Source organism: Stenotrophomonas sp. 1278, from assembly GCF_029892765.1.
In the GTDB taxonomy this organism is placed as follows: Bacteria; Pseudomonadota; Gammaproteobacteria; order Xanthomonadales; family Xanthomonadaceae; genus Stenotrophomonas; species Stenotrophomonas indicatrix.
Genome location: NZ_JARXWD010000028.1, coordinates 18,887 through 36,849, shown reverse-complemented (window position 1 = coordinate 36,849; position 17,963 = coordinate 18,887). Strand labels below are relative to the sequence as shown.

General features: G+C 64.8%; 22 protein-coding genes. 9 read left to right on the top strand and 13 right to left on the bottom strand.

Annotated features, from left to right (window positions below):
* Positions 1-50 precede the first annotated feature (50 nt).
* The 4 genes from dmeF to M2299_RS18010 all read left to right on the top strand — a co-directional run bounded on the left by dmeF (position 51) and on the right by M2299_RS18010 (position 2,855).
* On the top strand, positions 51-1,028 hold the full coding sequence (gene dmeF / locus M2299_RS18025; protein ID WP_154879227.1) for a CDF family Co(II)/Ni(II) efflux transporter DmeF: 978 nt from the start codon (positions 51-53) through the stop codon (positions 1,026-1,028).
* A 92-nt stretch (positions 1,029-1,120) separates the two neighbouring features.
* Positions 1,121-1,537 (top strand): hypothetical protein, encoded by a 417-nt coding sequence (locus M2299_RS18020; RefSeq protein WP_025879201.1) that lies wholly within the window; start codon positions 1,121-1,123, stop codon positions 1,535-1,537.
* A 135-nt stretch (positions 1,538-1,672) separates the two neighbouring features.
* Positions 1,673-1,936, top strand: a complete 264-nt coding sequence (locus M2299_RS18015) for a hypothetical protein (RefSeq protein WP_280884781.1) — start codon at positions 1,673-1,675, stop codon at positions 1,934-1,936.
* Positions 1,937-2,012: 76 nt separating this feature from the next.
* Positions 2,013-2,855, top strand: a complete 843-nt coding sequence (locus M2299_RS18010; RefSeq protein WP_099782633.1) for an MnmC family methyltransferase — start codon at positions 2,013-2,015, stop codon at positions 2,853-2,855.
* A 3-nt stretch (positions 2,856-2,858) separates the two neighbouring features.
* Here M2299_RS18010 and M2299_RS18005 read toward each other — a convergent pair whose 3' ends face one another.
* The 3 genes from M2299_RS18005 to M2299_RS17995 form a co-directional block, all read right to left on the bottom strand.
* Positions 2,859-3,827, bottom strand: coding sequence for a polysaccharide deacetylase family protein (locus tag M2299_RS18005; protein WP_280884780.1), 969 nt, complete (start codon positions 3,825-3,827; stop codon positions 2,859-2,861).
* 88 nt (positions 3,828-3,915) lie between these two features.
* Complete coding sequence (locus M2299_RS18000) at positions 3,916-4,461, bottom strand: RNA 2'-phosphotransferase (RefSeq protein ID WP_280884779.1); 546 nt, start codon at positions 4,459-4,461, stop codon at positions 3,916-3,918.
* Positions 4,462-4,517: 56 nt separating this feature from the next.
* The gene (locus M2299_RS17995) at positions 4,518-5,162 is read right to left on the bottom strand and encodes a hypothetical protein (RefSeq protein WP_025879206.1); all 645 of its coding nucleotides are present in this window, start codon (positions 5,160-5,162) and stop codon (positions 4,518-4,520) included.
* Positions 5,163-5,254: 92 nt separating this feature from the next.
* On the opposite strand from M2299_RS17995, the gene M2299_RS17990 reads away from it, so the two are divergent.
* Positions 5,255-5,971 carry a hypothetical protein gene (locus tag M2299_RS17990; protein ID WP_280884778.1) on the top strand — a complete coding sequence of 239 codons (717 nt, stop codon included), beginning with the start codon at positions 5,255-5,257 and terminating at the stop codon, positions 5,969-5,971.
* A gap of 4 nt (positions 5,972-5,975) precedes the next feature.
* On the opposite strand, the gene M2299_RS17985 is transcribed toward M2299_RS17990, so the two are convergent.
* Together M2299_RS17985 and M2299_RS17980 are read right to left on the bottom strand one after the other, a co-directional pair.
* Positions 5,976-6,146: a hypothetical protein gene (locus M2299_RS17985; RefSeq protein WP_280884777.1), complete on the bottom strand. Its 171-nt coding sequence runs from the start codon at positions 6,144-6,146 to the stop codon at positions 5,976-5,978.
* A gap of 24 nt (positions 6,147-6,170) precedes the next feature.
* Positions 6,171-6,983: an alpha/beta hydrolase gene (locus M2299_RS17980; protein ID WP_280884776.1), complete on the bottom strand. Its 813-nt coding sequence runs from the start codon at positions 6,981-6,983 to the stop codon at positions 6,171-6,173.
* A 229-nt stretch (positions 6,984-7,212) separates the two neighbouring features.
* On the opposite strand from M2299_RS17980, the gene M2299_RS17975 reads away from it, so the two are divergent.
* Positions 7,213-7,692 (top strand): DUF4440 domain-containing protein, encoded by a 480-nt coding sequence (locus M2299_RS17975; RefSeq protein WP_280884775.1) that lies wholly within the window; start codon positions 7,213-7,215, stop codon positions 7,690-7,692.
* Between the two features lie 22 nt (positions 7,693-7,714).
* Here M2299_RS17975 and M2299_RS17970 read toward each other — a convergent pair whose 3' ends face one another.
* Entirely contained in the window at positions 7,715-8,173 is a 459-nt protein-coding gene (locus tag M2299_RS17970) for a hypothetical protein (RefSeq protein WP_280884774.1), read from the bottom strand.
* A 234-nt stretch (positions 8,174-8,407) separates the two neighbouring features.
* On the opposite strand from M2299_RS17970, the gene M2299_RS17965 reads away from it, so the two are divergent.
* Positions 8,408-8,806: an XVIPCD domain-containing protein gene (locus tag M2299_RS17965; protein ID WP_223483326.1), complete on the top strand. Its 399-nt coding sequence runs from the start codon at positions 8,408-8,410 to the stop codon at positions 8,804-8,806.
* Positions 8,807-8,853: 47 nt separating this feature from the next.
* On the opposite strand, the gene M2299_RS17960 is transcribed toward M2299_RS17965, so the two are convergent.
* The 6 genes from M2299_RS17960 to M2299_RS17935 all read right to left on the bottom strand — a co-directional run bounded on the left by M2299_RS17960 (position 8,854) and on the right by M2299_RS17935 (position 14,611).
* Positions 8,854-9,954, bottom strand: a complete 1,101-nt coding sequence (locus M2299_RS17960; RefSeq protein ID WP_088101281.1) for a hypothetical protein — start codon at positions 9,952-9,954, stop codon at positions 8,854-8,856.
* 40 nt (positions 9,955-9,994) lie between these two features.
* Positions 9,995-10,570, bottom strand: coding sequence for a hypothetical protein (locus M2299_RS17955; protein WP_280884773.1), 576 nt, complete (start codon positions 10,568-10,570; stop codon positions 9,995-9,997).
* Positions 10,571-10,713: 143 nt separating this feature from the next.
* A complete protein-coding gene (locus M2299_RS17950; protein ID WP_280884772.1) occupies positions 10,714-11,862 on the bottom strand; it encodes a YncE family protein in 1,149 nt (382 codons plus the stop codon).
* 179 nt (positions 11,863-12,041) lie between these two features.
* Positions 12,042-13,055, bottom strand: coding sequence for an XVIPCD domain-containing protein (locus M2299_RS17945; RefSeq protein WP_280884771.1), 1,014 nt, complete (start codon positions 13,053-13,055; stop codon positions 12,042-12,044).
* 3 nt (positions 13,056-13,058) lie between these two features.
* Positions 13,059-13,685, bottom strand: coding sequence for a hypothetical protein (locus M2299_RS17940; RefSeq protein ID WP_280884770.1), 627 nt, complete (start codon positions 13,683-13,685; stop codon positions 13,059-13,061).
* Positions 13,685-14,611, bottom strand: coding sequence for an XVIPCD domain-containing protein (locus M2299_RS17935; protein WP_099782603.1), 927 nt, complete (start codon positions 14,609-14,611; stop codon positions 13,685-13,687). The genes M2299_RS17940 and M2299_RS17935 overlap by 1 nt, the downstream gene beginning before the upstream one ends.
* A gap of 426 nt (positions 14,612-15,037) precedes the next feature.
* On the opposite strand from M2299_RS17935, the gene M2299_RS17930 reads away from it, so the two are divergent.
* Both M2299_RS17930 and M2299_RS17925 read left to right on the top strand, forming a co-directional pair.
* Positions 15,038-15,535 (top strand): hypothetical protein, encoded by a 498-nt coding sequence (locus M2299_RS17930; protein WP_099841803.1) that lies wholly within the window; start codon positions 15,038-15,040, stop codon positions 15,533-15,535.
* On the top strand, positions 15,532-16,953 hold the full coding sequence (locus M2299_RS17925; RefSeq protein ID WP_280884769.1) for an XVIPCD domain-containing protein: 1,422 nt from the start codon (positions 15,532-15,534) through the stop codon (positions 16,951-16,953). Before M2299_RS17930 ends, M2299_RS17925 begins: the two co-directional genes overlap by 4 nt.
* Positions 16,954-16,989: 36 nt before the next feature.
* Here M2299_RS17925 and M2299_RS17920 read toward each other — a convergent pair whose 3' ends face one another.
* Positions 16,990-17,961, bottom strand: a complete 972-nt coding sequence (locus M2299_RS17920; protein WP_280884768.1) for a lytic enzyme — start codon at positions 17,959-17,961, stop codon at positions 16,990-16,992.
* Between the last annotated feature and the right edge of the window lie 2 nt (positions 17,962-17,963).

The window sequence follows — 17,963 nt, the reverse complement described above, 5'->3', positions numbered from 1 at the left end:
GGCAGGATCATATACCCTATGGGGGTATCCACCCAAGCCTGACCGCCGCCATGCACCTGGACGCCCTCGCCGCCGCCCGTCGCCACGAGCACCGCTTCGACGACGGCAATCCGCTGGCCGAACGCAACACCCGCCGCGCGATGTGGCTCACCGTCAGCATGATGCTGGTGGAGATCGTCGGTGGCTGGTGGTTCAACTCCATGGCCGTGCTGGCCGACGGCTGGCACATGAGCTCGCACGCGCTGGCACTGGGCCTGTCGGTGTTCGCCTACCGCTGCGCACGGCGCTACGCGCACGATCCGCGCTTCGCCTTCGGCACCTGGAAGATCGAGATCCTGGCCGGCTATACCAGCGCCATCGCCCTGCTCGGCGTCGCCGCTCTGATGGCCGTGCAATCGCTGGAACGCCTGTGGGTGCCCGCGCCCATCCACTACAACGAAGCCATCGCCATCGCCGCGGTCGGCCTGGGTGTGAACCTGCTGTGCGCATGGTGGCTGCATGACAGCCCCGGCCACGCCCATCACCACCATGGACACGGGCACGACCATGGCGATCATCATGGTCATCACCACGATCACGACCACGACCATTCCCACGGCCACGACCTCAACCTGCGGTCGGCCTACGTGCACGTGCTGGCCGACGCCGCCACCTCGGTGCTGGCCATCGTCGCCCTGCTGGGCGGCAAGCTGCTCGGCCTGACCTGGCTGGATCCGGTGATGGGCCTGGTCGGCGCGGTGCTGGTCACCGTCTGGGCAATCGGCCTGCTGCGCGACAGCGGCCGCATCCTGCTTGACGCGCAGATGGATGCGCCGGTGGTGGCCGAGGTACGCGAGGTGATCGAGCAGGGTCCGTGGCCGGCACGCCTGGCCGACCTGCACGTGTGGCAGGTGGGGCGCGGCAAGTACGCCGTCGCCGCCAGCGTGGTCACCAGTGATGCCACGCTCGATCCGGACACCGTGCGCCAGGCGCTGGCGATCCACGAGGAACTGGTGCATGTCACCGTGGAGATCCACCGCAGCGCGTGACGCCAGAAGGGCGGCGGTTCTTGCCGAAAATCTGTACCGGCCACGGCTGCGTGCTGCCTACACTGGCCGCACCTGCCCCGTCGGGACATCCCATGCGCACGCTCCGCCTGCTGCTGCCCGGTGCCCTCCTGCTGCTGGTGGCCTGTTCCGGCGACACCCAGCTGCCGTTCTCCTCCGACCCGATGCTCGGCTGCTTCGCCACCAGCCCGCGCAAGTCCGCCGAGTTCCGCATCGAAAAGGAAGCAAGCCAGTACTTCGTCTCGTTCGAACGCGATGGCCACTGGCAGCGCGAACCCAATGCGCTGTACAAGGCCAGCCGCAGCGACATCCAGCAGTACTTCCGCGATGACGCCGACCAGATCGACAGCGCGCTGATCCGGATGGCCGGCGGCTTCGGCATCTTCCGCGTCAAGGACGGCGCCACGCTGAAGGCCCGGGCACGCGACAGCGACTACATGGCGCTGCTGCTGATCGGCGCCGGACCGGTGTATGCGGTGAAGTGCCAGTAGCGGCCACATTGCAATTCTTCCCATGGCCTCAACGATGCCGCTGGCACACGCTGACGATTTCGAGGAGGAATTCCGATAACCGTTCTTCTCCTGCTGGCCGCAATCGTTGCAAAGACCCAGGGTGCTTACGACGAGGTGCGTGAGACCGCTGATGGCGAGATCGTGGTAATGCGTACCTTCGACTGGGAGATCGAAGGGCAACGCGCCGAACGCGTAACCGTGCACTGGCTGCTGCAGGAAGACGGCAGCATGCGCTACGACTTCGACCGGCAGCCAGCCGCCACCCAGGATGTCCATCGCCGTTCGTGCGCGTTGCGGGGAATGCAGCCCTCGCGAGGCGTCGGCCTCATCTCGGGAGAGGGAACCATCCACGGATTCAGCTGCACCGACCTGCGGTAGCGCCGCGCCCATGTCCGGCTCGGCTGCACAGCGCCTGCGGTACCATGCCCTCCCCCGAATCCTCCCGCTACCCACCGTGCCCCACTACTCCGGCCCCCTGCTGACCCGCGACAGCGCTGACACCCTGCGCCGTGCCCACGACAAGGGCGCCACCGAGTGGTCCGGCTCGCTCGATCTGGGCCGCAGCGAAGCGGCGGTACAGCTGGATGCCGAGGGTTTCACCTTCCGCGGCCAGCACTATCCGTGGCCGGGCAAGCTGAAGGACCGCACGCTGTACTACTGGGATGGCGAGGAGTTCTGCTCCATCTCCCGCTTCAGCGGCTCGCTGATCAAGCTGGTGCCGACCGAGTGGGGCGCACCGACCTTCGAGATCGACGGCATCAAGATGCTGCCGACCTCCAAGCTGTCGCCGTTCGAGGACGCGCGCCGCAAGGTCGAGCTGGTCGCCCCGGCGGGCAAAAGCCTCCTCGATACCTGCGGTGGGCTTGGCTACTTCGCCGCCTGCGCACTGGAGGCCGGCGTCGGCCAGATCCGCTCGTTCGAAAAGAACGCCGACGTGATGTGGCTGCGCACGCTCAATCCGTGGTCGCCCGATCCTGACTCAGCCGCCGCGGGCGGCCGCCTGCACTTCAGCCACGGCGACGTCTCGCAGCAGATCGAACAGGTCGCCAGCAACAGCGTCGATGCGATCCTGCACGACCCGCCGCGCTTCGGCATTGCCGGCGAACTGTACTCGCAGGTGTTCTACGACCATCTCGCCCGCGTCATCCGCAAGGGCGGCCGCCTGTTCCACTACACCGGCGCGCCGAACAAGTTGACCAGCGGCCGCGACGTGCCACGCGAAGTGGCCAAGCGCCTGGAAAAGGCCGGCTTCAAGGCGGAGCTGGCGCTCGATGGCGTACTGGCCGTCAAGCGCTGAGGCTCACTCGCCTTCCACCTTGGCCAGCTTCATCACCCACTTCGGCACTTCCGGCTCGCCGGCGTAGAACGCCTTGGGCTTGTTTTCGGCCATCGCCCAGCGGTGCAGCCAGCTCGGCCCATAGCGACCGCTGTAGCCCTCGGCGCCGCGCGCGTAGGCGGGGTCTCGCACGGCTTCTTCCAGCGACACGAAGCGATAGCCACGACGCTTGGTGGCTGCCACCAGCTCGGCGAACGTCGCCGCGTTGAGCTCGTTGGCATGCATCAGCCACACCTGCGGCACCGCATACCCCAGCAGCGCCTGTGACTGCTGCTCGTAGTAATCCACCTTGTTCAGCATGTACGGCACATAGCCCTTGCGCAGGCCCGCCAGCGTCGCCTCGCGCTGCGGTGAATCGGGCTGCTCGTTCATCACGTTGGCATAGGCGAAGGCCCACACCCACTCACCGTTGTCGACCGTCACCGGCGCAACGCGGTAGCCGTGCTGCTTGAAGAACACGTCCATCGCCACGCGGTCTTCCTGCGTACGGCCCGCACGCAGGTAAGGGTGGCGCATCCATTGCGGCGTCTGCCCACGCTCGGCCAGCAGTGGTCGCAGCACCTGCTCGCCGCGCAGGAAGTCCTGCTGGAACGCCGGCACGCCTTTGGCGTTGAGGTCCATGTGCGACCAGGTGTGGTTGCCGAGTTCGTAGCCGGCATCCAACCAGTCGCGCAGCATCTGCACGCGCGCCGGCTGCACCTGGCCATCCACTTCCAGCTTGTTTTCGTTGACGAAGCCCACCACTGGCACATCGGTCTGGCGCAGCTGCGCCATCAGTGCGGCATGGCGTGCCTGCAGATCGGCCGGCACGATCTCATCCAGGCGCGCCCACGGCAGATCGTCGATGGTCACCGCGATGCGCCGATCGACTTCGGCAGCGTGGACGGTCAATGACAACAACAGCAACGGCAACGCACGCAGGAACAGACGCATCGGTACATCCATGGGACCAGGATGCAGCGACTGTAACGCGATTGGGCCTTGCCGCCGAGTGTGGACCCGGCCGCAGCGCCAGAGCGGGTCAGTCGGCGATGTACTGCGGCGGCACGTGGTCGGTCAACCAGACACCATTGGCCGAGCGGTGGAACACGTGCCCATCGGCATGCATGCGCCCTGCGTGCACGCTGAGGATCACCGGCGCACCGCGGCGAGCACCGACCTGGTGGGCCGTCTCCCGGTCCAGTGACAGATGCACGTGATGGCGCTCGCCCGCATGCAGGCCCTGCTCGCGGATCGAGCCGACGAAGCGCGGCACCGTGCCGTGGTACAGCCACTGCGGCGGCGCCACCGGCACCAGTCCAAGATCGACCGCGACCGAATGCCCCTGGTTTGCGCGGATACGCTGGCCATCATCGCTCAGTGCAAAGCGTTGCTTGTTGCAGCTCGCCACGATGTGCTGCAGTCCGCCACGGTCGAGCGCCTGCCCGTGTGCAGCCAGCTTCTGCAGCAGTTCGTCGACATTGGCCCAGCCTTGGCCGTCCAGGATCAACCCGATTTTCCCGGGTTCATGGCGCAGCACCAGGCTGAGGAACTTGCTGGTCTGCTTGGTTGAAGTTTCCGTATTCATCCGCATAGCGTGCCGCAGAAGCACCGGTCGATGCCAGTCAGCGGCCCGCGCTGGCGTCAGAACCGGGTCAGCTGCGAGGTGGTGCGCCACAGCCAGAGCCCAACCACCATCGCGGCCAGCAGCAGTCCACACAGGATGATCGCCAGCGCGTCAGGCGCGTGCGGCGGCATCAGGTCGGCCCTGGCGAAGATCTGCAACAGCCATCGCCGCATCGAGGACGGGAGCGCATGTCCGTCTGGCGTCAGGTCTGTCATGCATGCTGCAGGCAGCGCAGTGGTGATGCCCGCCCACACATGCTCATACAGTCGAAGCATCACGCTCGCCAGCAGCAGCGCCGCCGCATGCAGGGCAAGCAGGCCCCAAGCGCTGCGGCGCAGCGGTGCATCCACATGGCGCAGCCAATGCACGCAGACCAGCAGCGTACCCAGCAGGGCCAGCACCAGCGTTGCCATCGGCAGCCAGCACAGCGGCTGCCAGTCGTCCAGCGCGCCGGCACGTGCCAACAGCTGCTCGGCAACCAGCATCCGGGCAGCAGGATCGGCGCCGCCGCAGGCCAAAGACAGGGGCTCCAGCAGCAAGGCCACGCGCTGGTGGAAATGGCCTGCGGCCAAGCCCACCGACAGCAGCGCCAGCACCTGCAGCAGCAACAACATCAGGCCGGCGCCAAAGAAGCGTCCGAGGCGGGCAGTGAAGGCGGTCATCGACGTAGTCCCAGCGAGTGACGCGCATGCTAGCCAAGCCAACGGCCGCTGTCGGCTGGCAGATGCGACACGACCCTGGAGGATGCGCGATCATGTCTACTCCTTCAGGAGAGCTGGCGATGGTAGGGCTGTATCTGCTCGTGCGTACCCTGCTGCCGGTTCTGCTTGGCGGGTTGGTTGCAATGCTTGGCGCACGCGTGATCAATGCGCGGCTGGCCCGCCTTCCGCCGCGCGTGATTGCACTGCCGGATGACAGCCTGCTGCCCAGCCCCGCAGCACAGCGACGCTATCGCCGCATGCGTCGGCGCAGACCGCGCCTGCAGCGCTTCACCCAGCCGCCCAAGGTGCCGCGCAGCTGGGTCCTGCTCGCAGCAATGGCGTTCATCGGCACGGTGGGCCTGACCGTCTACCTGATGCCCGATGGCGCCCGCTTCCAGGTGCTGGTCGAGAGCACCTTGGGATATCCCTCCACCGTCATCGAAGTCCATGCGCCCATGCAGCAGCAGCTGCAGCTGCTGGATGCCTGCGCCCCCGTGCTGCATCGCACTGTCCGCCCCATCACCATGCGCTACCGCAGAGCCCGCACCGGCAATCCGGTCGAGGTGCACGGGGTACTGCCGGTGCAGGTGCGGCACCGCGGCACGCTGCTGCAGGTGGCCACGGCGCGGCCGGTGGATGTGGCCCTGCTGCGCGATGCCCTGCACCAGTGCAGCGCATCGTCCAACGTTACGCTGACGATACAGCCGCGCACCGTCGCGCCATGGCGGGAATGGGGTTGGCAGCCGTGGCCGGGGCGCAACAGCCAGTAAGGCTTCAACCGCGCGGCAGTTTCGCCGCCCACATGTTGTCCACCAGGTTCGGGTAACGGCGCCCGCTCTCCTCTGCCCGCTGCCGCGCCGCCGCCTTCTGCGCCTCCGTCAGCGGCTGCGTCTTCTGGCCCTTCGGGTTGGGCTTCTTCCAGGGCGGCGTGCGGGCAGTGGGCATGTGCGGATGATGCCGTAGTGGGTGTTACTTCTTCAGGAATTCCAGCAGCGCCAGATTGAAATCATCGGCGTGGCTGGTATTGCAGCCATGCGGTGCATTCTTCAGCACCACCAACTCGCTGCCGGCGATGGCCGCATGCGTGCGCTTGCCCGAACCTTCGAACGGCACCGTCGCATCGCTGTCACCGTGCAGCACCAGCGTCGGTACGGTCACCTTCTTCAGGTCCGCACGGAAATCGGTGGTGGCGAACGCCTTCATGCACCCCAGCGCAGCGGTCTGGTCAGATTGATGGGCAAGCGCGATGGCGGCCTGGCGCTCGTCCTCGGTGACCATCAGCTTGCCGTCGGCACTGAAGAAATCGCGGGTAAAGCCGTCGAAGAACGACTCCCGGTCCTTCTCCAGCCCCTGGCGCATCTCATCCGCCTTTTCCTGGGTCAGCGGCCCTTCGGGATTGTCCGCGCCCTTCAACAGGTACGGCGGCACGGCCGCAGCGAACACCACGCTGTGCAGGCGGTCTTCACCATGGTTGGCGATGTAGCGCGCCACTTCGCCACCGCCCATCGAAAAGCCGACCAGGGTGACATCGCGCAGGTCGCGTTCGTCGATCAGGCCGGCCAGGTCAGCGGCCAAGGTGTCGTACTCGTAGCCATCGGCGGGCTTGTCCGAGCGCCCGAAGCCGCGACGGTCGTAACTGATCACCCGGTAACCGGCATCGCGCAGCAGCGGCACCTGCGCCTTCCAGGATTCGGCAGACAGCGGCCAGCCATGGATCAGGATGACCGGGCGGCCGGTGCCGCCGGTATCTTCAATGTGCAGTCGGACGGAGGAGGTAGCCATGGGAACTCCCGGGGGAAAGAGGAACCCAGCCTAGGCAATCGCACCGGAGCCGCCCGTGATGGATCCGGCTCAGGCCATGACATCGCGTACACGGGCACCGGTCAGCCGGCACATCGGTTCGCACCCGCCAGCACGGCATTGGTCGAGCCCTGCCCCGGTTTCGTCATGCCCCGCTTACCGTGCGCCATCGTCCATGCCAGTCTGCGCCGGTCCTCAATGGAGCCACGCCATGCTGCTCGCCCTGCCCCTGCTCGCCGCCGCCGTCGCCGGCACCTCCCCCACCAGCGACACCCTGCGCGAGCAGATCCGCGCGGCCGACACGCAGCTGTTCGCCGTGGCCTTCGATGCCTGCGATGCCGACAGGGCCGCCGCGATGACCACCGAAGACATGGAGTTCTTCCATGACAAGGATGGCAAGTCCGCCAACAGCCGCGAGGACTTCCGCCGCAGCGTGGCCACCCTGTGCGACAACGCGCGCAAGGGGGGCTGGCACCTGCGGCGCGAGCTGGTGGAGAGCTCACTGCAGGTCTTTCCGCTGCAGGACGATCGCGCCCTGGAAGTGGGCGATCACCGCTTCCATGAGCGCGGCGCCGATGGCGTTGAACGCTGGACCGGCCAGGCCCGTTTCATCCAGGTCTGGCGCCGCGTGAACGGTCAATGGCAAGCCGAGCGGGTGATCAGTTACGACCACCACCCGGCAGACAAATAAATATCACCACCGCAGCGCCCGCTCAGTCGCGCAGGTTGCTGGCGCGCGTCAGCATCCAGCAGCCGTAGCGGCGCGCGAAGGTATAGGTATCGCGCTCGGCGTCGCTGCCGAAGATCACGCGCTGCCCGTTGTCATCGATCGCTTCGATGCGTGTGGGCGCGTTGTAGGTGCCGGCGCGCATGCGCTCCAGCGCGGCCGGATCGCGGCTGACCGGTGAAGGCACGAACAGATCGAACGCGGCCAGGTAGCGGTAGCTGAAACGTTTCAACCGCGCGGCACCCTGCTCCAGCACGATGTGCGTGGGCGCCAGCCCCTCGTGGTCGTCACGCACTGTGTGCATCGGCACCTCGTACTCCAGTGGGTCGGAGGTGTAGCGCAGGCGCACCCGGTCATCGGCCGGGTCGGCGAAGCGTTGCAGGAAATGGGTGAAGTCCTGCGAAGGGCAAGCGGGATCGTCCGCCGCCACGGGCGTATCAGCCACTGCAATACCTGCGCAGGCCCACAGCCCCATGCCCAGCAGCAACCGCACAGCCGCCTGCCCCCGTATCCGGTTTGTCTCCCCGTGCACCACCTTCTCCCTCCATCCCATTGCAGCCGGGCGCCATCCCCTGCGCCCCGGGCCACAGGCTAGCAACAAAGCGGTTACCGGCGCAGCCCACGACCGTTTTACACTGGCCACATCCGGCCACACGGTAGCGGCCACATGGAGCCCCCAATGACCCCTGATGATTCCCTGCACCAGCAGATCCGCCAGAACGTAGCCGCACTGGACGAGAAGCATGGCCGTGCGTTCGACGCCACCAGCGAGAACGTGGCCGCCAGCCTGGCCGTCAAAGCCCGCGAACAGGGTCTGGAACGCGCCGACCACGTGGTGGTGAGCAACGCCACGGCCAACCTCCCGGCCGGGCACAACATCTTCGTGGTGCAGGGCGACCCGGCCAACCCGGCGCACCTGCGGGCGATGCTGCCGACCGCCGTGGCCGCGCAGACGCCGGCCGAGCAGTCACTGCAGAAGCTGGGGCTGGGTGGGCAGCAGCCAGTGCAGGCCGAGCAGCAGACGCTGGATGCACAGGCGCAGGATCAGCAGCAGAACCCTGCGCATCGCATGGGGTGAATGCCGTCAGGCGTCGATGCTGTCGACGCCTGTCGCATGGGCCGGTATCAGCCCATTCGGGGCTGAGCGTGCTGCGTCTGCTGCAGCAGCTGATCTTCCTGCGCAACGCGGCTGGACTCACGGCCCTGATGCTGCACGCTGGCTTGCTGGTACACCTCTTCAACCGTGCCCTGCTGGGCATCGGCCAGCGAAAGACGCTGGCGGTTCGCTGCCGGGTCCGGTGAGGCGGTGTCGCCCGTGCGCTGCAGGAAGACATAGCCCGGAGAGTCCGCCGCACCGCCACTGCTGAAGGCCACCTGCAAGGTATCGCGCTCGGTGTAGCCCCCCTGCACCGCCAATCGCGTCAGGTGGCCCGCCAACAGCTCGGGCTGCTGTCCCGGCGGCAACCCTTGGCGCTCGGCCGCGTCCCCCAGCGCCGCACGCACCCGCTGGTCCAGCGGATGCAATGTGTCACCCGGCACACGTGCGTCGTTGGCCAACCGCTCACCGCTGCGCTCACCGATGTCGTCGTTCTCGCTCAGCAAGCGATGCTTCCACGTGCGCTCGGGCATCGGATTGGTCTTCGTACGATTGAGATCGCTGTTCGGGAACGGCGGCTCGATGCTGTCCACGCCGTGGATGTTGCGCAGCGGGCGAAAACCGTCCTTGCCCGCGCCCTTGCTGTCCAGGGGAATGCGGACATCCGGAAAGAGCTGCCCTGCGGGACCTCCAAAAGCATTCACATCGATGCTTCTCTTTCGCTCGATGCCAGCGTGGTTCAGCGCTTCCCAGGTGAAGTCCACGCAGTTGTGGCGCACGTCCTCGTAGTGCTTGCTGAAGCCGAATTTCTCCGGGTCCGAGCCGAAGGCCTCAAGCTTCTTATATTGCTCTTCGCTTATCTCGAGGGTGCGGCTGTGTCGCGGGTCCTTATAGACATCTGCATCATCCGGCATGATGTCACCGGGCCCGTTGATGCTTCCGTGTACCTTGGGTGCGAACCCGAAACTCTTCGCGGGCTCGCCTGATGCATGCAGGACATAAAACATATGACCTGGAGAGGATGTCTGCGGAACACCGTCAAGGACCTCCTGTCGACCGGTCTTCGGGTCCATCAGAGGCGTGCCAGGTGCGGCGATGACGATCTCTACGGTATAGCGCGGCTTATCCATAAGGTGGCTCCTTCAGTTCCTTCCAAGGGTGAGGTGCTGACTACTTTCCAACCGGGCGGGCGGCGTGAACCTTCAAACGAGCCGAATAGTGCTTCAACTCGGCGCTGGGCTGAACCGTGCGCACATCCAGCCGGTAACGGGCATCAAGATCCAACGGCAGGGCAACGATGCTCCATCGATACTGGCCACCGCTGCCCGCGCTCAACGCTGCGTAGCGCCAGGCAGCGGATGCGTGCCATGCAGGAAGCGGCTTCCCCGCGTTGAGCGCGAGTGCCTGGTAGCTGTCATGGGTGGGAACGTCCTGCCAGGCACCTGCGCCCCATCGCTGCAGTGACACCTCAAAGGGAAGATTCAACTTGCGCATGTCCGGTTCGCCGTTCTCGCGCCTTCCTTGCCCTTGCACCTCAAGCTCCAGCGCATAGGTGCGCCCCGAGTCGAAATTGCGCGCATTCGTCTCGAACTCGAACCGCACCTCCTGGCCGGGCTGATCCACCGTAATCGGCTGCGTCAGTTCCAGTGGTTCGGGTGGCTCCGGGATGCGGCTGGAACAGGCACCCAGCGCGATGCTCAAGATGATCAACAGACCGACGTGCAGCCAGCGGTGGATACCCAGCATGTTCAGATCCTTTGGCTCCCTGCCATGGGTTTCAACCCTAGCGGGTTGGCGGTGAGGACCGCAACCGGGCAAAGAAAAAGGCAGGGCAAAAAGCCCTGCCCCTTTCCAGCAGCCAGCTGCCGGGCATGACCCGGCACCATCCCTTACAGCTGGATCCGCGCCACGCTCTCGTCCGAGCCCTTGGCATCCTTCTCGCCGTTCTTGATGCTCACGTACAGCACGTTGTTCTTCGCATCCAGCGCCAGACTGTTCGGGTGCGTCGGCACGGCGTAGGTGGCCACCTTCTGGTAGCTGTCGCTGTTGTACGCGGTCACCGTCCCGGCTTCGCGGTTGGTCACGTACAGGCGTTTGCGCGGTGCATCCAGCAGGATGCCCAGCGGGCCGGCGTCGGTCGGGATGCTGGCCAGTTCCTTGCCATTGCTGCGGTCGAGCACCAGCACGCGCTGGCCCGGGTGCTTGCTGACCAGCCCGCTGCTCTTGGCCTGGTAGCCACGCAGCATTTCCGAGCCCTGGTCGGTCACGAACAGGCGCTTGCCGGCCGGATCCAGCGCGATGTTCATCGGCTGCTCGGCGGCGATCTTGTGCTGGGCTTCGACCTTGTTGGAGTCGGTGCCGACCACCACCAGATCGGCCAGCAGATTGCTGGTGTACACGCGCTTGTTGGCGGCATCCAACGCCAGGCCCGGCGCCTTGGCGTTGCCCAGGCCCGGAATGGTGTTGATCACCTTCAGGGTGTTGGTATCGATCACGAACAGCACGCTGCTCACATCCGGCTGGCTGCTGTGGCCGGTCACGTACAGGCGGTTGGCGGCACTGTCGACCACCAGCTCGCGCAGGTCGTGGGTGTAGGCGGCCTTGCCGTCCTTGCCGGCCTTCTTCTCCATCAGCTGCACGGTGCCGACGGCCTTGTTCTGTGCGGTATCGACCACGGTCACCGACAGGTCCACGGTGTTGCCCACATACAGGCGGTCGTGGGCGTCATCCAGCACCACGCCGAACGCCTTGCGCTCCAGCGGGATGCGGGTTTCCACGGCCAACGTGGTCGGGTTCAGGCGCAGCACCTGGGCCGGGCCGGCGTTGTCACCGAAGCCACCGGACGAGGCAACGAACACGGCGTTCTGCTTGGGGCTGTAAGCCAGCTCGTACAGGCCCTGGGCGATGGCCTGGCGCTGCACGGCGGTGGCGGGGCTGGTGGCAGCGGCGGCTTCAGCGGCGAAGGCGGTCGGAGCACCGAGGCTCAGCGACACGGCGACAGCCAGCGCGGCCGAACGGAAAAGGGAATTGCGGATCATGCGAGCGTCCTTCAATGGGCACGGAGGGTGTCCTGGCTCGCGGGGCCGTTCTTCGACGGCCCGGCCCTGCATCTGTCTGCGCGGGGTGGGCTGGCTGGGTAGCGCGGGAATGGTAGCAGGTAGGGGCCGTGGCGTCCGCCTGCGGATGCATGGCGGACGCGCTGTTCGGTGTTGGGCGCCTACGCCGTGCGCGGGGCGTGCGCCTGGGCCAGCTGCTGCTCTTCCTGTTGACGCTGGGCATCGCGCTGCGGCTGTGCCTGCGCCAGTTGCTCGATGCGCTCGAACGAGGCGGCCACCGGCGTCTGCGCGGCGACATCTGCCGGCAGACTGGCGCGCTGATGCGCCGGGTCGCTGCGGTCGCCCTGCACGATGAAGAGGTTGGGGGCGGCATCGCCACGGCGCTCGCCGAGCAGCACATCGTCTACGCGCGTGAACTGCTGCTCCTTGGAGAGTGCCAGGAGGCTGGCGCTGACGTTGCCGTTCTGGGCGCCGAAGGCATTCATGGCAACCACGCGCTCGTGGATCTGATTCAGTCGGGGATTATCGGCGTGGTTGGGGTCGCCCGGCGTACCGGTCCAGGCCAGTGCATCCGCGCGGGCTGGATCACTGGCGTCCGTGGACCACCGCTGTATCACATTGGTCTGTACGGGCATCGGCTTCCATTCTTCCCGATCCAGATCGCTGCCTTTCACTTGTGGCCGGATGCTCTGCACCGGTCCGATGTTGTCCAACACCTTCAACGTACCTTCGTACGTCTTGAACTCACCGAAAATGGTGTTGCCGTGAATACCGGCGTGGTTCAAGGCGCCCCAGGCGAAGTCCACGCAGGAGTTGGAGGCAAGGTTGTAGTTCTTTGCATCGAAGCCGTGCTTCTCGGGATCTTTCGCGAACTCGATGATCTTGTTGTACTGCTCGTTGCTGATCTCGATCGTTCGCTGGTAGCGGGGGTCCTGGTAGACCCTCACATCGTTGGCATCCACCGAGCCGTGACTACTGCCATCCGGCTCGATCTTGCGGGTAAAGCCAAAACTCAGCGGGTCTGCCTTCTCGCCGACCCGGTTAAGGGACAGATACATATGGCCGACATCGGAGTCCTCCAGATCAATCCACTCACCGCCTCGCATGCCGCGGCGGGGCGTGCCCGGCGCAGCAAGATGTATGGTGACGGTGTAACGCTCGGCTGCATCCTGCATGATTTACTTTCCTAGCGAGTAATACGCGGCGATGAACTCGACCTGCATCCCCTCGAACTCAGGGCGATCTTCGACAATATCAACGGTAACGCGATACCGACCCGGATCAATCAAACCTGCATCGGCGATCTGCAGAACCTCATAGAACATATCCTCCGACTGGAGCCCGGCCTGCACCAAGGGATAGGCGTCCACGCTGTCTTGGAACAAACGTTCGACGCGGCCATCCTGAGGAAGCTTTTGCCAGCCGCGGCCATCATCGGACGACCTTGAAAGCGGTATGGGCGACGGCTTTGCCATGTCCACGCGCTCCAAGTGAATACGCGTCTGAAACTCCGCGCGCCTGAGGCGTTCAGCAGCTTCCGATACAGCCTTCTGCTCAGACCCCTGCATTCTCAACCCGAGCTTCAGCCAGGACATCTGCGGGTCAACCGCCGCCGGCGCCTCAAAGGTCACGTCCACGATCCGCCCCGCCTTGTCCAACCGCACGCCTCGCGTGAATGGCACCACGGCACGTGCGTCGGCCTCGGCCCGGGTCAACAGCTTCGGGGCTTCAGGTGACGAAGTACTGCCGCAGCCCACCAGCAAGGCGAGTACCACCGACGCAACAACTGCACGCACCGCCCGCATCACTGCTCCTTCAGCCGTAGCGAATCCGCCACATCGGTCTGTGCCGCCACCTCCGTAGCGATGCTCGCGCGGCGATGCCCCGGATCATCGCGGTCGCCCTGCACGATGAAGATGCTCTCCGCCTCGTGGCTGCTCTTGGTAGGCCGGCTGAGCAGCACGTGGTCCACGCGGGAGAGGTTGTTCTGCTTGGCCAACACCAGCAGGCTGGCGCTGATGCGCTGGCTGGTGTCGTCGAAGGTGCGCCCGTGTGCGGCGTCCAGCTCGGCCACCTTCTGGATCAGCTGCGCGAACAGCCGGTGATCCGGGTGCGAGGGGTCCAGCAGCGTGCCGGCCACTTCCATCGGGCTGGGCGGCGGCTCGTCGCTCGGGCGACCGCCTTCGCGGTGCAGCTCGGCCTCGCGTTCGGGCATCGGGTGGTGCTGTTCGCCATTCAGCTCGCTGGCCGGGAATGGCGCCGCAATGCACTGGATTTCCGGCAGGTTGAACAGCACCGCAAACTCGCCCAGGTTGCTGCCGCCGTCCAGCGGTGCTGGCTGCGAATGCAGGCCAGCATAGTGCAGCGCGGCCCAGACGAAATCGCTGCAGCGGTTGATGGTGGCCGGGCGATCGACATCGAAGCCGAACTCGGCCGGCTCCTCGGCGAAATCGCGCAGGCAGCCGTAGTGCTCCTCGCTGATCTCAAGGGTGCGGCTGTAGTACGGGTCGCGGTGCTCGTCGGCGTCGTCGTGTACGACCTCGGCGTACTGCACACCGGCAGCGGCCTCATCGGTCGGCAGGCGCGGCGGTGCGAAGCCGTAGCTGTGTGCTTCCTCGCCGGCGGCGGTCCGGAAATACATGTGGCCGCGCGGCGAGCTGCCGCCGCTGTTCAGCGGGGTGCCGGGCGCGGCCAGAAAGAGGGTTACCGTGTAGCGTGTTGCTTGCTCCATGCCTGCTCAGCCTTGTTGGGTACTGCGGTCCTGGCCGGATGATCGCATAGGTGGGTTCGCGGGCAGGTGGACAGCCCGGGCCGGGGTGGCGGTGGCTTGCTGAATGTGTGAACCAGCGTGCAGTACCAGCGCCCCGGAAGCTCGCAGGTGGAGTGGGTTGGGATGCCGCCGTATAGTGGCTGGAACGCTGCAATGGATTTGCTGATGGGTACCCCAACCTCTGGCGCTTCGGCTCGATTGCGCCCGGCCCCTATCTCACTGGATCGGTCGCTCCGACTGCGTTTAATGTCGTATCTGGCCCGAGCCGGGGTAGCCGTCGGGCCATTGGCATTGATCACTCTATCCTCGGCATGCGCGCCCGTATCAGACACGCCTGCTGGCGAGACCCGTCCCTCTGCTTCGGCGAGCCGCCCCGCCGATATCTCAATGTCGGAGCTTCAGAGGAGACTCCTCGCCTACGCCGATTCGCTCAAGTCGCGAGCTGACATCAGCCCTGAGAAGTTCGGCGCAGCAATCGGTGTATCCCTGGTGCCGGACGAGAAGGTCAGCATCAGGAGCGTCGCCAAAGACCTGGTGATAACAGAAGGCTTCAATTACGCAGCCTCATACTTCTCTGTTGAATCTCCGCGTGACTACCCCCGGCATTCCGTCGCCTTCTACCAGCTTGGGAAACCTTCAGTAACCGAAGCTCCTGGCGACGTTTGCTATTGGGATGCGGATAGCGCGGAGCAGGCCTTGAAACGATTGGGCTACAGGGGCCTTGGGGAATCGCCGTTCAAGAGAGGCGGAATCAGGCATTTTTGGCGTCCTATCGGCGCGGGCAAGAAAGGCATGAGTACCAGCCTTCTGACATACCGCATCAATGACAGTGCCGGACTCCGAACGTGTGTGTATGAGATCAGGTTTTCAGGAGGTGACATGTGAAAGGAATCGAAGCAAGTATCGAACCGCTGCTGAGCGATTTGAAAGCTGACAAGCGGCTGCCAGAAGGCGCAGAGGAAGCAATTCGCCGCACCATCGCCGATTCGCCCTATCTCAACCATCTTTTGGCAAACGCGGCCAAGGATGGTCAGGTCGGCCGGATCTCCGTGTCCTATGGCCACCACAACGGAGGTCACTTCCAAGACGCAAGCCCGGGAAGTCCTCCGACCATCTTCATCAGCGCGTCGAATTTCAAGAATTCGTTAGGTGTCGAACTTGAAGAACGTCTGACCGAAGTACTCGGGCACGAGGCCATGCATGGCATCCTCGCAAAGGAACGCGGAGCAGCACTCGAGGAATTCAAGGGCTCCTACGCTACAGAGCTTGATGCTGCCCACGCCTCTCGATCAGGCACCGTCAACCTGACCGATCCAGTGAAGAAGTATCTCGACAAGGGCCGCCAGGACGAGGCGCTGGCAGAGGTTTCCGGCCTGCGCGCGCTGGACAGTCGTCTGAGAAACTTGAACCCGACGTTGGATGAGGCTGCGCTTGAGGCACTGCTTGCGGATCGCTCTGGATCACGCTGCGCCGCCGACGACGGGAGGCTTGCAGAAGGAATCTCGTATGAAGCACTCGCCCATCGCCCCAACAAGGATGGTGTGCAACTGACGAAGGCCGTCGAGCAGTGCTTCTACGATGGCAGCGGCACGCTGGGAAGGCATGGCGATTCGGACTATCGGAACTACTACGGCACCTACCCGCTATCTGCGATCGGGGCGAGTCACGCCTTCCTGGCAGAGGGCCGCCAACCACCTTCCATCCGCATCGATCTTCACGAGCTGGGCTTGAACCCCCAACAGCTTGAGCGCAATGGCCTCAACCTTGGCAGCGCCAAAGTCCTTCCGATTGGCGACTTTGGAAAGGACGGGCTGGGCTGGGTTGAACTGAAGAACACGGGTAGTGCGCTTACCACGCCCCCACCGACGCAGGGTGTTGCAGGTACGCAGTCGTCGCCGGCCCACACGCTCAATCCTGCCGACCAAGCTCTGCTGGAACAGATCCGCGGCAAGGTAGAGGCTCTGGACAAAGCAAACGGCCGCGCCTTTGACGAGACCAGCGAGCGCATGTCCGCCAGTCTGCTGGCAAGCGCCAAGGGTGCAGGCATCACCCGGGCCGATCATGTGGTGTTGAGCAGACAGACGGCGAACTCGCCGGCAGCGCAGAACATCTTTGTCGTGCAGGGCGAGATGTCCGATCCGGCGGCACTGCGCACGCACATAGCGACGGCGGAAGCCGCGCAGCGGCCCGTGCAGGAGAGCTTGAACCAGGTTGAGGCGATTGGTCAGCGCCAGGCGCATGAGCAGGCGACAGAGATGCAGCGTGCGCAGGAGCAGCAGCGGGCTTCGGCGCCGTCGATGTAGCCCGCGCTTGTCTCTGAATGCCTCTGTGTGCCGGCACTAGCCCATCTGCATACCGCCAGCCGTCTGCGCCGCCGCCTCGCGCTGCTGCGTTTCTTGCCGGGCCTGCTCAGACACTCGCGTGTCGATCTGCTGACTACGGGCCAGCCCCTCCTCAAGGCTTTGTTGAGACTGGTTCAGATCCACCATGGCCCTGAAGCCAGGCGTCGTGCCCATCACGAAGATTTTCTCTTCCTGCAGCACCACATCGCGCAGTTGTTGCGGCTGGTGAATGCCGTTCTCCCGCGCGGCAACCATCGCTGACATCACCTGCGCATCGCTCACCTTCTCAGGCAAGTCCGATCGCATGCGATCAAACAGTTGCTGCGACTCCGGCGACAGTGCAGCCAATCGCTCGCGCGGCGGTAGTTCGCCCTCCACTTCGGTCAATAGCTTCTGCAACGTGCTCTGCTTCTTGGGAAGCGGATTCTCGTGTGTGGAATTGAGCTTGCTGTCGGGGAACGGCTTGGGAATGCTCTTCAGCGCGTCAATGTTCGGAAGCACCTTCATCGTCCCTTCGAAGCCGGGATCGGGCTTTTCGAGCTTAGGTCGCAGACCGGCCTGGCCAAGGCCTATCCATACGTAATCGACGCAGCTATTCGACAAACCGTTGTAGTAGAGATTGAAACGATCCTGATCGCGATTGACGCCAGCCTCGCCGTACGCCTTCAACTTGTCGTACTGGTCCTTGGTGATCTCGAGCGTGTATGAAAACCGAGGGTTCTGGTAGCTCTCGAATTCGCCCTTGACCACGTGCCCAGGCCCGGTGATCCCCGTTTTTATCGGGGAGAACCCATATCCGTCTTTCTTGTCACCATCGGCAACCATGAAGTAGGCATGGCCTGCTGAAGATGAGTGGGTCGTGCCATCCTTGCCTGCGACAGGTGTGCCCGGCGCAGCGAGGTAGACCGTGACGGTGTAAGGTCCTTTCTTGACGTCTTGGGGTGCGGCGCTGTTCGATTGACTGTCCATAG

Coding starts and splice junctions, on each gene's coding strand:
- dmeF (WP_154879227.1), top strand. CDS start 51: ATGCACCTGGACGCCCTCGCCGCCGCCCGTCGCCACGAGCACCGCTTC.
- M2299_RS18020 (WP_025879201.1), top strand. CDS start 1,121: ATGCGCACGCTCCGCCTGCTGCTGCCCGGTGCCCTCCTGCTGCTGGTG.
- M2299_RS18005 (WP_280884780.1), bottom strand. CDS start 3,827: ATGCGTCTGTTCCTGCGTGCGTTGCCGTTGCTGTTGTTGTCATTGACC.
- M2299_RS18000 (WP_280884779.1), bottom strand. CDS start 4,461: ATGAATACGGAAACTTCAACCAAGCAGACCAGCAAGTTCCTCAGCCTG.
- M2299_RS17995 (WP_025879206.1), bottom strand. CDS start 5,162: ATGACCGCCTTCACTGCCCGCCTCGGACGCTTCTTTGGCGCCGGCCTG.
- M2299_RS17990 (WP_280884778.1), top strand. CDS start 5,255: ATGTCTACTCCTTCAGGAGAGCTGGCGATGGTAGGGCTGTATCTGCTC.
- M2299_RS17985 (WP_280884777.1), bottom strand. CDS start 6,146: ATGCCCACTGCCCGCACGCCGCCCTGGAAGAAGCCCAACCCGAAGGGC.
- M2299_RS17980 (WP_280884776.1), bottom strand. CDS start 6,983: ATGGCTACCTCCTCCGTCCGACTGCACATTGAAGATACCGGCGGCACC.
- M2299_RS17975 (WP_280884775.1), top strand. CDS start 7,213: ATGCTGCTCGCCCTGCCCCTGCTCGCCGCCGCCGTCGCCGGCACCTCC.
- M2299_RS17965 (WP_223483326.1), top strand. CDS start 8,408: ATGACCCCTGATGATTCCCTGCACCAGCAGATCCGCCAGAACGTAGCC.
- M2299_RS17960 (WP_088101281.1), bottom strand. CDS start 9,954: ATGGATAAGCCGCGCTATACCGTAGAGATCGTCATCGCCGCACCTGGC.
- M2299_RS17955 (WP_280884773.1), bottom strand. CDS start 10,570: ATGCTGGGTATCCACCGCTGGCTGCACGTCGGTCTGTTGATCATCTTG.
- M2299_RS17950 (WP_280884772.1), bottom strand. CDS start 11,862: ATGATCCGCAATTCCCTTTTCCGTTCGGCCGCGCTGGCTGTCGCCGTG.
- M2299_RS17945 (WP_280884771.1), bottom strand. CDS start 13,055: ATGCAGGATGCAGCCGAGCGTTACACCGTCACCATACATCTTGCTGCG.
- M2299_RS17940 (WP_280884770.1), bottom strand. CDS start 13,685: ATGCGGGCGGTGCGTGCAGTTGTTGCGTCGGTGGTACTCGCCTTGCTG.
- M2299_RS17935 (WP_099782603.1), bottom strand. CDS start 14,611: ATGGAGCAAGCAACACGCTACACGGTAACCCTCTTTCTGGCCGCGCCC.
- M2299_RS17930 (WP_099841803.1), top strand. CDS start 15,038: ATGTCGGAGCTTCAGAGGAGACTCCTCGCCTACGCCGATTCGCTCAAG.
- M2299_RS17920 (WP_280884768.1), bottom strand. CDS start 17,961: ATGGACAGTCAATCGAACAGCGCCGCACCCCAAGACGTCAAGAAAGGA.